Annotated in this window: 14 protein-coding genes and 1 pseudogene; all 15 read left to right on the forward strand. The window is 58.4% G+C overall.

Annotation, left to right across the window (positions count from 1 at the left end; genetic code table 11):
* Nucleotides 1-26: 26 nt before the first annotated feature.
* The 15 genes and pseudogenes from fliF to fliQ all read left to right on the forward strand — a co-directional run bounded on the left by fliF (nucleotide 27) and on the right by fliQ (nucleotide 14,584).
* Nucleotides 27-1,550, forward strand: coding sequence for a flagellar basal-body MS-ring/collar protein FliF (fliF, locus tag AB1805_00985; GenBank protein ID MEW5744000.1), 1,524 nt, complete (start codon nucleotides 27-29; stop codon nucleotides 1,548-1,550).
* 27 nt (nucleotides 1,551-1,577) lie between these two features.
* Complete coding sequence (gene fliG / locus AB1805_00990; GenBank protein ID MEW5744001.1) at nucleotides 1,578-2,558, forward strand: flagellar motor switch protein FliG; 981 nt, start codon at nucleotides 1,578-1,580, stop codon at nucleotides 2,556-2,558.
* A complete protein-coding gene (locus AB1805_00995) occupies nucleotides 2,536-3,225 on the forward strand; it encodes a FliH/SctL family protein (GenBank protein ID MEW5744002.1) in 690 nt (229 codons plus the stop codon). The genes fliG and AB1805_00995 overlap by 23 nt, the downstream gene beginning before the upstream one ends.
* On the forward strand, nucleotides 3,191-4,540 hold the full coding sequence (locus AB1805_01000) for a FliI/YscN family ATPase (GenBank protein MEW5744003.1): 1,350 nt from the start codon (nucleotides 3,191-3,193) through the stop codon (nucleotides 4,538-4,540). The genes AB1805_00995 and AB1805_01000 overlap by 35 nt, the downstream gene beginning before the upstream one ends.
* Nucleotides 4,541-4,570: 30 nt before the next feature.
* Nucleotides 4,571-5,014, forward strand: a complete 444-nt coding sequence (gene fliJ / locus AB1805_01005; GenBank protein ID MEW5744004.1) for a flagellar export protein FliJ — start codon at nucleotides 4,571-4,573, stop codon at nucleotides 5,012-5,014.
* Between the two features lie 45 nt (nucleotides 5,015-5,059).
* Nucleotides 5,060-5,551 (forward strand): hypothetical protein, encoded by a 492-nt coding sequence (locus tag AB1805_01010; GenBank protein ID MEW5744005.1) that lies wholly within the window; start codon nucleotides 5,060-5,062, stop codon nucleotides 5,549-5,551.
* Between the two features lie 213 nt (nucleotides 5,552-5,764).
* A complete protein-coding gene (locus tag AB1805_01015) occupies nucleotides 5,765-7,123 on the forward strand; it encodes a flagellar hook-length control protein FliK (GenBank protein ID MEW5744006.1) in 1,359 nt (452 codons plus the stop codon).
* 12 nt (nucleotides 7,124-7,135) lie between these two features.
* Nucleotides 7,136-7,939 carry a flagellar hook capping FlgD N-terminal domain-containing protein gene (locus AB1805_01020; GenBank protein MEW5744007.1) on the forward strand — a complete coding sequence of 268 codons (804 nt, stop codon included), beginning with the start codon at nucleotides 7,136-7,138 and terminating at the stop codon, nucleotides 7,937-7,939.
* A gap of 15 nt (nucleotides 7,940-7,954) precedes the next feature.
* Nucleotides 7,955-9,268 (forward strand): flagellar hook protein FlgE, encoded by a 1,314-nt coding sequence (locus AB1805_01025; GenBank protein ID MEW5744008.1) that lies wholly within the window; start codon nucleotides 7,955-7,957, stop codon nucleotides 9,266-9,268.
* A 44-nt stretch (nucleotides 9,269-9,312) separates the two neighbouring features.
* The gene (locus AB1805_01030) at nucleotides 9,313-10,977 is read left to right on the forward strand and encodes a flagellar hook protein FlgE (GenBank protein ID MEW5744009.1); all 1,665 of its coding nucleotides are present in this window, start codon (nucleotides 9,313-9,315) and stop codon (nucleotides 10,975-10,977) included.
* A 309-nt stretch (nucleotides 10,978-11,286) separates the two neighbouring features.
* Nucleotides 11,287-11,781, forward strand: a complete 495-nt coding sequence (locus tag AB1805_01035) for a flagellar basal body-associated protein FliL (GenBank protein MEW5744010.1) — start codon at nucleotides 11,287-11,289, stop codon at nucleotides 11,779-11,781.
* A 19-nt stretch (nucleotides 11,782-11,800) separates the two neighbouring features.
* Nucleotides 11,801-12,787, forward strand: a complete 987-nt coding sequence (gene fliM / locus AB1805_01040) for a flagellar motor switch protein FliM (GenBank protein MEW5744011.1) — start codon at nucleotides 11,801-11,803, stop codon at nucleotides 12,785-12,787.
* Nucleotides 12,788-12,834: 47 nt separating this feature from the next.
* Nucleotides 12,835-13,122: pseudogene (gene fliN / locus AB1805_01045) on the forward strand (flagellar motor switch protein FliN).
* Nucleotides 13,123-13,265: 143 nt separating this feature from the next.
* The gene (fliP, locus tag AB1805_01050) at nucleotides 13,266-14,318 is read left to right on the forward strand and encodes a flagellar type III secretion system pore protein FliP (GenBank protein ID MEW5744012.1); all 1,053 of its coding nucleotides are present in this window, start codon (nucleotides 13,266-13,268) and stop codon (nucleotides 14,316-14,318) included.
* Nucleotides 14,315-14,584 (forward strand): flagellar biosynthesis protein FliQ, encoded by a 270-nt coding sequence (fliQ, locus tag AB1805_01055; GenBank protein ID MEW5744013.1) that lies wholly within the window; start codon nucleotides 14,315-14,317, stop codon nucleotides 14,582-14,584. The genes fliP and fliQ overlap by 4 nt, the downstream gene beginning before the upstream one ends.
* Nucleotides 14,585-14,586 lie beyond the last annotated feature (2 nt).

Consider the following 14,586-nt stretch of genomic DNA (forward strand, 5'->3'; position numbering starts at 1 on the left):
ATCATAGACTCGGGTAAGGGGATGGCATGGCCGTTAGAGACAGTATTGAACAGATAAAGTCCTGGCCTCTGAAAAAGAAGATCGCCCTCGTTTCGCTCCTCGTGCTGACCGCTGCCGTGATGGCGGGCATCATGCTCTGGAGCCAGCGCGTCGATTACCAGGTGCTCTACAGCAATCTCACGAACGAGGATGCGGGACAGGTCATCACCAGGCTGAAAGAGCTCAAGATCCCCTACCGCGTCGACGGGCATGCCATTTACGTGCCCAGCACCAAGGTCTACGAGCTCAGGCTCGAGCTCGCTGCGCAGGGAATGCCCCAGGGCGGCGGCGTGGGCTTCGAGATCTTCGACAAGACCCAGATCGGGGTCACCGAGTTCGTTCAACGGCTCAACTATATACGCGCCCTCCAGGGCGAGCTGTCGCGGACCATCCGGCAGCTCTCCGAGGTCGAGCATGCGCGCGTACACATCGCCATCCCCGAGAGGACCCTCTTCAGCGAGAAGGAGGACAAGCCCACCGCGTCGGTCGTGGTGAAGCTGAAGGCGGGCAGGGTGCTCAGCCAGGGCCAGATCGGCGGCATGGTCCACCTCATCTCGAGCAGCGTCGAGGGCATGTCGCCGAACAACGTGACGGTCATCGACAACATGGGAAACCTCCTCTCGAAGCCGACGGAAGGCGATGTCATCGCCGATGCCAAGCAGCTGGGCTACCAGAAGAATGTCGACAAGGAGTACGAGGGCAGGCTCCAGAGCATGCTCGAAGGCATTCTCGGCAGGGGGAAGGCGATCGTCAGGGTGGCGACGAAGATCGACTTCTCCCAGGTCGAGCGCACCGAGGAAAAGTTCGATCCCGACACGGTTGCGGTGAGGAGCGAGCAGCGCAACCAGGAGAAGTCGACGGGACCGGTGAACGGCGGCATCCCGGGGGTCGTCTCGAACCAGCCGGGCCAGCAGCCCGCGGCAACGGGCGGTTCGCCTTCCTCGTCGCAGAAGCAGACGGAAAATATAAACTACGAAGTGAGCAGGAGCGTCAGCAAGATTATCCAGCCCCGCGGCGAGGTGAAGAGCGTTTCGGTCGCGGTGCTGGTCGACGGCACCTACAAGAAAGAGAAGGACAAGAATATCTACAAGCCGCGGGCGCCCGAGGAGCTGCAGAAGTACGAGGACCTGGTCAAGGCGGCCATAGGGTTCAATGCCGAGCGCGGGGATCAGGTGATCGTGCAGAGCATGCCGTTCGAGGCCGCGCTCGAGGAGCTGCCGGCAGAGAAGCCGGATTATCTCAAGATCGTGGCAGCGCTGCTCAAGTTCCTCGTGCCGATCGCGGCGGTGGTGCTGCTCATCCTCTTTGTTATCAAGCCCCTCCTCGCGACGCTGAAGGCGCCGGCAACGGTTCCGCAGCTCTCCGGCCAGCCGGTCGTCCCGGCTGTGCCGGTGCTCACCGAGCCCGAGACATCGGCGCAGGAGATCATGAGAGAGCAGGTGGTGGACCTGGTGAAGAAGGACCCCCGGCGGGCGGCGATGATCATCAAGGAATGGCTTTCGGAGGGGTAGCATGGCTGAAGGGGTGACGGCGAACGCATGAGAAAGCTCTCGGGTGTCGAAAAAGTGGCCGCCTTCCTCTCGATTATCGGGGAGGACGCGGCGACGCAAGTCTTCAAGCATCTCGATCCGCTCGAACTCGCCCGCGTCGTTCCGATGATGGCGCGCGTCAAGCTCGCTCCTGACGTGGCCGAAACGCTGATGAGCGACTTCTCCGATAAAGTCGGCACCGCGCTCCTCTCGGTGGACGAGGACTACATCAGGAAGATCCTGATCAAGGCGTTCGGCGAAGACCACGCGAAGAAGCTGATGGACAAGATCGAGAGCGGCGCCAGCGCCTTCGATATCCTGCGCTGGCTCGATTCAGGCGCCATTGCGAACATGCTCGCGAGGGAGCATCCCCAGACCATCGCCATCATCATCGCCTACCTCGAACCGACCCAGGCCGCCGAGGTGCTCTCGAAGCTGCCGGAGCACCTGAAGATCGACGTCTCGCTCAGGATCGCGAGCCTCGATCAGATCTCGCCCTCCATCCTCGGCGAGCTCGAAGACGTGCTCCAGTCGCAGCTCCAGAGCTACACGCGCGGCAGGAAGATCGGCGGCATCCGGACCGTGGCCGAGATCCTGAACCAGCTCGACCGGGGGACCGAGGACCTGATCCTGAAGAATATCGAGGAGAAGGACCAGATCCTCGCCGACGAGATCAGGAAGCTCATGTTCACGTTCGACGACCTCGTCAATATCGACGACCGGGGCATACAGATGGTGCTGAAAGAGATCACCACCGACGACCTCGCCCTGGCGCTGAAGATGGCCTCGGACGACCTCAAGGCGAAGATATTCAAGAACATGTCCCAGCGGGCGGTGCAGATACTGAAGGAGGAGATGGAGTCGAAGGGCGCCGTGAGGGTGTCGGATGTCGAAAAGGCGCAGATGAACGTGGTGCGCGTCGCCCGCCGTCTCGAGGAAGAGGGGAAGATCGTGATCGGAGGCAAAGGTGGCGAAGAAGTCATTCTCTAAGGCCGAGGCCCCGTCGATTCAGCCCTACACCCCGCTCCCCTTTGACGAGGAGGAGCTCTCCCGTACGGTCCCCGCGCCGCAGGAGGGAACGGGCGTCGGGCAGCGGGCGCAGATCAGCGAAGAAGAGCAGCAGGCCCGGCTGCACGCCCAGGTTGCAGCCCGCGAAAAAGAGGGATACGAAAAGGGCTACGAGACCGGTTTTGCGAAAGGCAGCGCCGAGGGCAGGCAGGAGATGCAGCATGCCGCGCAGCGGCTCGAAGCGGTCATGCGCTCCCTCGAAGCATATAAGGAGAAGGGAATCGACGAGCTGGCGCCGGCCATCGTAGCGCTTTCGCTCGAGATCGCGAAGAAGATCATCCATAAAGAGGTGGAGCTTGACCGGGAGGTGGTCCTCGCCGTTGCGCAGGACGCGCTCAAAAGGGTGGGCGAGAAGGAGGAGTCGGTCGTGATCAAGGTCAATCCTCTCGATTACGAGGTGATGATCTCGCAGATCGATTTCCTCAAGAGCCAGTCGGGCATAAAAGGCATATCCGTGGAGCCGTATGCGGCGATTACTCCCGGAGGGTGCTATATCGAGACCCAGACCGGAGAGGTCGATGCGCGGATCGAAGAGCAGCTGAGGGAAGTGCAGGATGTCATCAGCACAGCAACTGATAGAGAGATGTAGCGACTTTCTGCGGGACGCCGACCCCGTCAAGGTGTACGGCCGGGTGAGCAGGGGCGTCGGCATCGTCATCGAGGGCCTGGGCCCGAACGCGAATATCGGCGACATCTGCCAGATACAGCCGAGCGGAGGCGGGAACGGTTCAGCGGCGGGCGATGAGGCGCCGCTCGTCGAGGCCGAAGTCATAGGGTTCAAGGAAGACAAGATCCTCCTCATGCCCCTCGGCGAGATCATGGGGATCGGCCCCGGCTCCCGCATCATCGCCAAGGGAAGGCAGCGGTACATACGCGCCAGCGAAGAGCTGCTCGGGAGAGTCCTCGACGGCCTCGGCACTCCGATGGACGGCAAGGGGCCGGTCACCGGCCAGCTCTTTCCCGTCTATAACGAACCCATCAATCCCCTGCTGCGGCGCAGGATCATGACCCCCCTCGACCTCGGCGTGCGGTCGATCAATACCATGCTCACCTGCGGCAAGGGGCAGCGGATCGGGATCATGGCCGGGAGCGGCGTCGGCAAGAGCGTGCTGCTCGGCATGATGGCGCGCCACACGGCTGCGGAGGTGAATGTCATCGCCCTGATCGGCGAACGGGGCAGGGAGGTGAGGGAGTTCATCGAGAAGGACCTCGGCGAAGAGGGGCTTAAGCGCTCGGTGATCGTCGTAGCGACCTCCGACACCTCTCCCCTGATCCGCATACGCGGCGCCTTTGTCGCCACGGCGCTGGCAGAGTATTTCCGGTCCGCAGGCAAGAGCGTGCTCTTCATGATGGACTCGGTGACGCGCTTTGCCATGGCGCAGCGGGAGATCGGCCTCGCCGCAGGAGAGCCGCCGACCACGAAGGGTTATCCTCCCTCGGTCTTCAATCTCCTGCCGAAGCTCCTCGAGCGGGCGGGCACCGGCGACGGCGAGGGCGCCATAACGGGACTCTACACCGTGCTCGTCGAAGGCGACGATATGAACGAGCCCATAGCGGATGCCGTGAGGTCGATCCTCGACGGCCATATCGTGCTCTCCCGCGACCTGGCGAACCATAACCATTACCCTGCCATCGACATCCTGCAGAGCATCAGCAGGCTCATGAAAGATATTACGGATGACGACCACAAGGCCTACGTGGAGAGAGTGATGGACACCATGGCCCTCTACAAGCGCTACGAGGATGTCATCACTATCGGGGCGTACAAGGAAGGCACGAACCCGAAGCTCGATTACGCCATACGGATGATGGACCGGATAAAGGCTTTCCTGAAGCAGGGGATCAACGAAAAGGTGACCTTCGAGCAGGCGAGAGAAGAGCTCTTCCGCCTGTTCAAAGAATAAAAAACGAGAGGGCGAGATAATCCGATTGCTATGAGGACCCCGTTACAGAGCCTCCTCAACCTGAAGAAGTGGAAAGAGGATGAGGCGAAGAATATCTTTGCGGTGCTGATAAAGGAGCTCGAGGCTGAGGAAAAGGAGCTCGCCCTGCTCGAAGAGCAGTTCCAGGCGCTCGGCAGGCGGTTCGAGTGCACCGACGAGCTGATCTCGATAGACGAAATAAAGAAGTTGAACGAGTTCCTCGACCATCTCTGTATCAGGATACGGCGTCAGCAGCAGGTGGTCGAGGGAAAAGAGCGGCAGGTCGAGGAGGCGCGGGTGGCGCTGGTCGAAGCCTCGAAGGATAAGAAAGTGTTCGAGCGGCTCGACGAAAAGCAGAAGAAGCAGTCTGCAAAAGAGTCGAAGCGAAAAGAGCAGATAGGAACGGACGAGCATGCCGTGACCGGGCATAACCGGCATAACAACCGTAACAGGTGACCCGCAATGAGCAGCGCATATCGAACGACAGAAAAGGACGGAGCCGTGCTCGCGAGAGTCTTCTCTCTCGTCATCGCTCTTTCATTGTGTATCGGGGCGGGCCCCCTGAGCGGCTATGCCGAGGAGAAAAAGCAGTCGAAGAGCGCCTCCTCCCCGAAGAGCGCTCCCGAGAGGAAGTCGCCCGAAAGGAAGTCGATCGACGAGGAGCGGCTGAATATCCTGAGGACCGATATCCAGCGCGAGCTCGAGCAGTACAAGAAGCTGAGGAAAGAGCTGGACGATACGAAGCGGGCCGTCGATGCAAAGGAGCAGGAGCGGCTGATGAAGGTCGCCAAGATATACGAAGCCATGCGTCCTGAAGAGGCCGCAAACACACTGACAAAGCTCGACGAGCGTACGGCGGTGGATATATTGGGCGCGCTCAAGCCGAAGACCGCCGGCAAGATACTCTCCCAGATGGAAAGCGACAAGGCCGCTGTGCTCTCGCAAAAGCTGCTCGCCAAAGAGAAGGTCTCCACGGAAAAAGGTTCCCGATAGGAAAAAACTTCCCCTGATCGTAAGCGGTCACTACGAAGTCCTCGACTCTAAACCGCCCTCAATACAGACCGCAAAGGGTTGCTGCCCTCTTTTTTCCCCTCTTTTATATATCGGCGCACATTTTTAGTGTTTAGATAGTGAAATTTCGGATTTGCTGCTGAGCTGGCATGTTGATTGCTTTATCCCTTTAACAACTATGATGCGGAGGCTCGAATGCTCGAAACGATAATGACACAGTTGCCGATAAGCGGTATGGCGGCGGACAGCACCGCCTGCTGCGTGCAGGGAGGGCAAACCTCCACCGGGGATACGTCTTCAGGAAGCTTCGCCTCCATCCTCTCCGCGCTCGTATCGGGCCTCGAAAAGGGAATGGACGACCTGAAGAACGGGGTGCTGGAGGACGGTGCGGGACAGACGATCACCCTTGAAGAGCTCGCCCGGACCCTGCTCGGTGAAGGCGCGGACGAAGCCGAGGGCGGGGGAGATCCGCTCGCGCTGCTTGAGCAGATGATCGCCCAGCTCCAGGCAGCTATGACCCAGCCGGCCGTCATGCCGCACCCGGCGCATCCGCAAAAGGGTGGCGCCGGCGGTTCCGATGAATTCCTGAAGATCAATTTCCATGCGCATAATGATCATGGTGTTCTCATCGCAAAGATGAGAAACGAAGAAGGTTCCGCAAAGATCAACCTCCATGTCAATGGAGATTCGATGGCGCAGGTGAAGATCAAAACCGCCTTCGATGCCGCACTCGCTGCTCCCGGCCAGCCGCCCGCGGAGACAGGGAATGAGCAGTCCTCCATGGCTGTAATGGCGCCGGTTCAGGCTGACGAGGCAGAATCGTCATTAGAGGTCGCGAGACCTCTCGATCCTCACCAGGCGACAAAGGGCGCGCCGGTCGCTGCTGCCGGGCAGAAAGAGAGCCTCCCTAATCCCGGCATCCTCGCCCCGAATGCGAGCAGCCCCCGACCGGAAGCGGTGACGGCACCGGCCGCTATGGAGCAATCGACAGAAAAGAACGTTTCGGTTCTGGTCGGACAGGAGACCACTGCAGCATCCGGCGCAGCGTCCGGGAGCAGCGCGGATACCGGCAGCGAGACGTCGCCGGTGAACGACATCGCTCCCGAGGAGCCCTCCCACCTCCCCGCGGCTGCTCTGCATGCTCACCAGACATACGGCAAGGAGAAGATAGCGGCCAGGGAGACCGTCCATATCAGCAGGCTGCACGACGTGAGCGAGCCGATGATGAAGACCCTCGGAGCTGGAGAAAAGCATCTGGTCATAAAGCTCTCTCCCCCGGACCTCGGCGATATCCAGATAAGATTGAAGATGGAGAACGGCGTGCTCACCGCCGACTTCAAAGTCGAGTCGAACGCGGTAAAGGAGCTCTTCTCGCTCGCGCTCCCGCAGATCAGGAGCTCGATCGAGAGCTCGGGGATCAGGGCCGGCGAGTTCTTCGTCGACCTGCATGAAGAGGGCTATTCCGACGGAAGGACGGCCCAGGATCAGGAGCGCCAGCAGCAGCACAAACGCCAGAGAGAGCCGGAATCGCGGTTCTTCGACTACTTCGCGTAAGGGAGAGATATCATGGCTACTGCCAATTCAGCACCGATCTACAGCAACGCTTCATATTACAGCGCCAGCGAGACGAAGCCGGCAGCGAAGAAGGACGAGATGGGAAAGGAGGACTTTCTCATGCTCCTGATCGCGCAGCTCAAAAACCAGGACCCGCTCAACCCGATGAAGGACACCGAATTCATTGCCCAGCTCGCCACCTTCAGCAGCCTCGAGCAGTCCCGGGCCACTGCCAGGAGCACTGCGCAGGCTGCAGCCACGGGGATGATAGGCAAGATCGTAATGGATAACAGGAATGCGGGCATGGTAACGGAAGTAACCATGGATGAGAGCGGCCCTCAGCTCGTGATAGATGTTCTGAAGACCGACAGCAAAGGGAAGGTGGTCCTGGATGCCAATGGCCTGCCTCAATACGTTTACGAGAAAGACAAGGACGGCAAGCTGGTGCTGGACAGCAAGGGCCTTCCGGTGCGCGCCACCGAAGTAGTTGCTTATGCGTCGGTGAAAGAGGTCAAGTCGCACAACACGACCAGGAGCACCGAGCAGGCTGCCGCGGTAGGAATGATAGGCAGAATTGTAAAGGACAGCAAGGACTCGGGCCTGGTGACGAAAATAACCATGGATAACGACGGCGCTCATCTCGCCGTCAATGTTCTGAAGACCGACGACAAAGGGAATTTAGTCCTGGATGACAACGGCCTGCCTCAATTCGTCTACAAGACGGATAAGGACGGCGAGCCGGTGCTGGATAGCAAGGGCCTTCCGGTGCATGTTACGAAAGCAATCGACTATAAAGCAGTACAGGAAATCCTATAGGAACGGGGGAAGGCAATGGGTCTGTCATCGGGATTCTATAACAGCCTCAGCGGTCTCAATGCGAGCGGCGCCGGTTTATCGGTCATCGGCAACAACATCGCGAACATAAACACTGTCGGCTTCAAAAGCAGCCGGTCCCTCTTCGGTGATATCCTCAATTCGACGGTGAACGGCGACGCCTCCATGCAGGTCGGCAGGGGAGTCGGCCTCGACGGCGTACAGACCCTGTTCGGGCAGGGCACGGTCCTCGGCACGGGCAACGCCCTCGACTTCGCTATCCAGGGAGAGGGATTTTTTACGGTCAGTGATGCGAGCAGGAACAATGCGCTTTTCTATACCCGCGACGGACAGTTCGTGCTCGATGAGGACCATTATATCGTCAACGCCAACGGCCTGCGGCTCCAGGGTACTGCCGGCGATATACAGATACCGGTCAATGCGCTCGGCGAGACGGTGATGCCGCCGCTCGCAACAGGAGCGGTAAGCATGCAGGTAAACCTCAGCGCCAATAGCGCACTGCCCACCATGGACTGGGACAATCCCCTGAACCCGCCCAACAACAGGTTCAGCAGCGCCACCGGCCCGGTGCCGGGATCGTATAATTTCACCAGCTCGGTAACGGTGTACGACAGCGCGGGGAACAGCCATCTGATGGACGTCTTCTTCCGCAAGACGACCACGAATCTCCAGTGGGAGGCATTCGCCGTATGGGACGCCAACGGACAGAATACGAATGGTCTGATCACCCACGACTACCGCTACCAGGCGCTCGGAGCCCTCACCTTCGGGACCACCCTCGACGCGCAGGGCAGAACGCTCGTGAACCTTGCCAGCCCGGCAGGCCCGGTGAGCGCTGCCTTGCAGTGGGACCCGGTCTGGCAGGCAGGTCCGCAGACCGTCACCATAGACTTTTCGGGCTCGACGCAGTACGGACTGCCGAGCGCAGCCAACTTCCTCACTGCGGACGGATACCCCGAGGGCGGGCTTACCAACTTCCGGATCGATAGGGAAGGGCAGCTCTTCGGCCTCTACTCGAACGGCCAGGAGATGCGGCTCGACCAGCTCCGGATAGCCCGCTTTGCCGCGCCGACAGAGCTGAGCAAGGCAGGGAAAAACCTGTTCGCCCGATCCGAAACATCGGGTGCTCCCGTAGAGACCGTGGCGGGCTCGGGCGGGGCCGGGCTGATCTTCGGCAACTCGCTCGAGATGAGCAACATCAATCTCGCCGACGAGTTCGTGACCATGATCGCCATGCAGCGCGCCTTCCAGGCGAACGCCCAGGCGATGACGACGACGAACGAAATGCTTATCAAGCTGACGCAGATTTAACTATTTTTGAGTTTATAGCGACATAGCACAAAAGGAGGATCATCATGGGATTATCAACAGCGCTTTTTACAGGGGTCAGCGGTCTTAACATCAATGGTACAGGGCTGTCCGTTGTCGGCGACAACATCGCCAACACCAACACCACCGGCTTCAAGGGCTCCCGCGCCGCCTTCGGCGATATCCTGAGCTCATCCCTGGGAGGCGGCTCGTCATTCCAGATCGGCAGAGGCGCAGCGCTCCAGGCGGTGCAGACCAACTTTACCCAGGGCACCCTCGAAACGACGAGCAATCCCCTCGACCTCGCGATCGAAGGCGATGGCTTCTTCATAGTCAGAGATCAGAACGGCGCCCAGTTCTACACCCGGGCAGGGCAGTTCAAGCTCGATAAGAGTGGTGATATCGTTAACCCTGAAGGATTGAGACTGCAGGGCTACCTGTCGCAGCAGGGCGGCGTTCTGGGGACCATCAATGTCTCGTCGCTGAACAGCCCGGCGAATGATACCAGTGCCATTACCATATCGGCAAACCTGAGCTCGGGAACCCATATTAAGCGATTGGCCCCAAGTACCGAGAATTTTTATATCGATAATACAAATCAAACAATCGTATATGATGAGGTTGCGGGTGGGGCGGGCATAGTAACGACTATTGCACCGGGATCCTATACAGGAGCTCAACTTGCTAATCAGATCAAGATTGCCCTTGAGGCTGCTGCTGTTGGTAAAACTAACACCAATACCTATACGGTTAATTACGTTCCTGCGAGTAATACGTTCAGCATTCAAAATGACCTTGGCGGTAGCCATACTATCAATTTCCGCTGGGATAACGTACAGACGACTGCTGAACATGTTTTGGGCTTTTCATCTACAGCGCTTGATGCTGTCGCAGTCGGCGCCACGCTGCCAAGTGATTTTGCCGCGATAGGGTTTGATCCGGCACAGGCAACGAATACCTCGGATTTTTCCACATCGATTACGACGTATGATTCATTGGGAAATAGTCATTTGATCACTGTATATTTCAGGAAGACCGGTGAGAGCACCGTGATTACGGGTGGAGGAACAGGAAACAGATGGGATTGGTACGCGGTAGTGCCGTCTACGGATGCAACCAGTGGTGTGAGCACTGTTGCCGCACATGGTAGTCTTGAATTCGATACGACGGGTAAGCTGGTTAGCGATTCTCAAGGGATAAATGACTTTGATTTTGCGGGTGGTGTTACCCAGAGTCAGCTTATTAGCTTTAATTTCGGCACAAGCCTCGGTGAGGGCGGCAGCGGTCTTGACGGCACCACCCAGTTCGGTACCCCGAACTCGGTTCTCTTCCAGAGCCAGGATGGATACACGGCAGGCAGCTTGCAGAGTCTGATTGTTGCCCAGAACGGCGCCATGACCGGCGTGTTCACGAATGGTCAGACCCAGAAGGTAGCCGACGTTGCGCTCGCCAGGTTCATCGCTCCTACAGAGCTCACCAAGACAGGGAGAAACCTCTTTACCGAATCGAACGGCTCGGGTGTCCCGATCATCGGTACCGCCGGCACCTCGGGCAGAGGCAGGATATTCGCCAACTCCCTCGAGGCGAGCAACGTCGACCTTGCGGACGAGTTCGTCAAGATGATCGCCATGCAGCGCGGCTTCCAGGCGAACACCAAGGTCATCTCCGCCACCGATGAGCTGCTGACGGAGCTGGGGAATATCAAACGGTAGTCAGCTATAGCTGATAGTCCTAAGCTCATAGCCTAAGACACACGGTAATATACATAAGCAGTTGACACTTTGACGGTTAGATCGGGCGAAGCCCTGTCTAGCCGTCATTTTATTGACCTGGCCCTTAAAATCACTTCCTAAATCAAATAGTTGTTTATTGGCATAGTCTGTGCTAATTGCGTACAGAGTTAAGGGTTATAGCGTTATTGCGCAGAAGGATGCCCCCCTTAACTCAATGAGCGCGATAAACGCTATAACGCAGAACGCGATGAACGCTATAACGCTATACGCGAAGTTACGGAGGTATATATGGTTGACGAGCCCAAGGACGAACAGCTCGGTGAGGAAGAGGGAAAAGAGCCCAAAAAGAAGAAGAGCAAAAAGCTGATCTTGATCGTTGTCGTTGCCGTGGCGGTGCTGCTGGGCGGCACGGGCGCTTTTTTCTTCGTGACCAAGTCGGGCGGGGCCAAGGAGAGCAAGAAGGAAGAGGCGCAGAAGGAGGAGGTCGTCATGTTCGCCCTCGACCCCTTTGTGGTGAACCTGAGCGACCAGAGCGGCAATAGGTTCCTGAAGGTCTCGATGCAGCTCGAGCTCGCGGGTCCGGCGGTGATGGAGAAGGCGAAGGTGAAGACGCCCCAGCTGAGGGACGCCATCATCACCCTGCTGACCAGCAAGACCTCGGACACCCTCATGCTGCCCGAGGGCAAGCTCCAGCTCAAGGACGAGATCAATATCATGGTGAACCAGATCCTCGGCGATAATTCGGTCAAGAACGCATACCTGACCGAGTTCGTAATGCAATAGCGCTATGGACGAGGAGTAGATGGAAGATATTCTCTCACAAGATGAAGTCGATGCCCTGCTGAAGGGCATATCCGAAGGTGAAATAGAGACCGAAAAGCTCGAAGAGACGGCGGGCGTCAAGGTCTACGATTTCACCGGGCAGGAGAAGATCGTCCGGGGGAGGATGCCCTCCCTCGATATCGCCAACGAGCGGCTCGCCCGCAACTTCAGGCTCTCCCTGTCTGCGGCAATTCGGCACATGGTCGATGTGACGAACGTCAATGTGAACATAACGAAGTTTTACGACTTCATGCGCGGCATCCCGTTCCCTTCGAGCATCAACATCTTCAAGATGGAGCCGCTCAGGGGGTTCGGCCTGCTCGTCTTCGATGCGCCGATGATCTTCAGCCTGATAGAGTACTTCTTCGGCGGGACCGGCAAAGGATATTACAAGCCGGAGGGCCGGGAGTTTACGCCTATAGAGCAGAAGATCATCCACAAGGTCGTCCTGATGTTTTTCGATGACATGGAAGAGGCGTGGAAGCCCGTCTATCCGATAAAGCCCGTCTATGTGCGCTCTGAAATGAACCCGCAGTTCGTCACTATCGTGACCCCGGTCGATGTGGTCATCAAGGTGGAGTTCGTGCTCGAGATCGAGGGCAAGCAGTGCAAGGCCTTTCTCTGCATCCCCTACGGTTCGGTGGAGCCCATAAAAGAAAAGCTCTACAGCGCTTTTTCGGCTGACCGCGACGAGCTCGACATCAAGTGGATCGAGCGCTTGAAGGAGGGCCTGAAGGATATCCCGGTCACCCTGAGCGGTGAGCTGGGCAGGTCGTCGATAACGGTGAACGACGTGCTGCACATGAACACGGGGGATGTCATCGTGCTCAACTCGCGGGCTGAGGACGAGCTCAATGTGCTCGTCGAAGGGGTCCCCAAGTTCAGGGCGCGCTTCGGCATATTCAGGGGGACCAAGGCGCTCAAGATCATGAAAGTACTCCAAACGACCGGCAAGGAAGGGAGATAGGTATGGCGGAAGAGGTAAAGGATCTCGATGTGCAGGAGTTCAATGGCGAGGCGGCGCAGCAGCCCAAGCCGACCCAGAGGGATATCAATTTCATTCTCGATGTACCCCTCGAGATGTCGGTGGTGATCGGCAGCACCAAGATATTGATTCAAGAGCTCCTGCAGCTGGGGCAGGGGTCGGTGATCGCCCTCGACAAGCTCGCCGGCGAGCCGATGGAGGTGTATGTCAACCACAAGCTCATCGGACGGGGCGAGGTGGTGGTGGTCAATGAGAAGTTCGGCATCAGACTCACCGACATCATCAGCCCGACCGAACGGGTCAGGCAGTTGGGGTGAACAAGACCGTTATAGCGTTCATAGCGTTTGTAGCGTTACCGCGTAAAAAGATGACCTCCTTAATTCAAGGAGCGCGATGAACGCTAGAACGCGATAAACGCAATGAACGCTATAGACGCTATAAACGCATTCGGAGGCAGCTGTTGGGATTCGAGGTCGTAAAAGTAGCGCTCGCTCTGCTGGTCGTGCTGGGAGGCATCTATGTTCTCATGCGCTTTCTCAAGCAGCGGGTCTTTCCGCAGAAAGGGGTCATCGAGATGCTCCACTACCAGCCCTTCGGCCCCAAGAAAGGGATCGCTATCGTCAAAGTGGTCCGGGAGTACATGGTCATCGGCGTGACCGACGAGAATATCTCGCTGCTGAGCAAGCTGAATCCGGCTGACGTGCAGGAGGCGTTGCCGCAGGAGGCGCTGCCTGTTCCCGAGCCGGGGACGAGGATACGCGATCTGATGAAGAGAGGATTCTTTGTGGCGCTCCTCGTCCCGGGCGCTCTCCTCGGCATGGCCGCGCTTCCGGCATCTTCCTATGCGCAGCCGGCCCCTCCGGCAGCACCGACCGGCAGCCTTTTCGGCCTGAGCACGCCGATCGAGATCATGCTCTTCCTGACGCTCCTGTCGATCCTCCCCTCGATCCTCGTCATGGTCACCTCCTTCACCAGGATCGTCGTCGTGCTCTCCTTTCTCAGGCAGGCCCTCGGCACCCCCCAGGTGCCCCCGACGCAAGTCGTGATCGGGCTCTCGCTCTTCATAACCTTTTTCATTATGTCCCCGGTCATCGACCGTATCTACTCCGAGGCCTATACGCCGTACACCAAAAAGGAGATCAACGCCGAGGACGCCCTCTCCAGAGCGGGGGTCCCTCTCAAGGAATTCATGCTGAAACAGACCAAGGAGAAGGACCTCGCCCTTTTCCTGAAAATGTCGAAGCTCGAGCGGCCGGCGCGTCCCATGGATCTCCCCATGCGTGTGGTTATCCCGGCCTTCGCGATCGGCGAGCTCAAGAAGGCTTTCGAGATCGGTTTCCTCATCTTCCTGCCCTTTCTCGTCATCGACATGGTGGTGTCGAGCATACTGCTGTCCATGGGAATGATGATGCTGCCGCCGGTCATGATCTCGATGCCGTTCAAGCTGCTCCTCTTCGTCCTCGTCGACGGCTGGGACCTGCTTATCGGCTCGCTCGTAGGAGGGTACCGATGACCGTTGAGCTGCTCGGCCAGATTTCTAAGCAGACGTTCGAGACGATCCTGCTGGTAGGAGGGCCCGTGCTCGTAGTGAGTCTCGTCGTAGGAGTCCTGATCAGCATCTTCCAGGCGGTGACCCAGCTGCAGGAGATGACCCTGACCTTTGTTCCCAAGATCCTGGCGGTGTTCCTGACCTTGCTGGTGGCGCTGCCGTGGATGGTGAAGGTGCTCGTCGAGTTCACCAGGAGCATCCTGGTGAACATACCCCAGTATGTGCGGTGAGT

This window comes from Nitrospirota bacterium (assembly GCA_040752355.1).
Lineage (GTDB): Bacteria > Nitrospirota > Thermodesulfovibrionia > Thermodesulfovibrionales > Dissulfurispiraceae > JBFMCP01.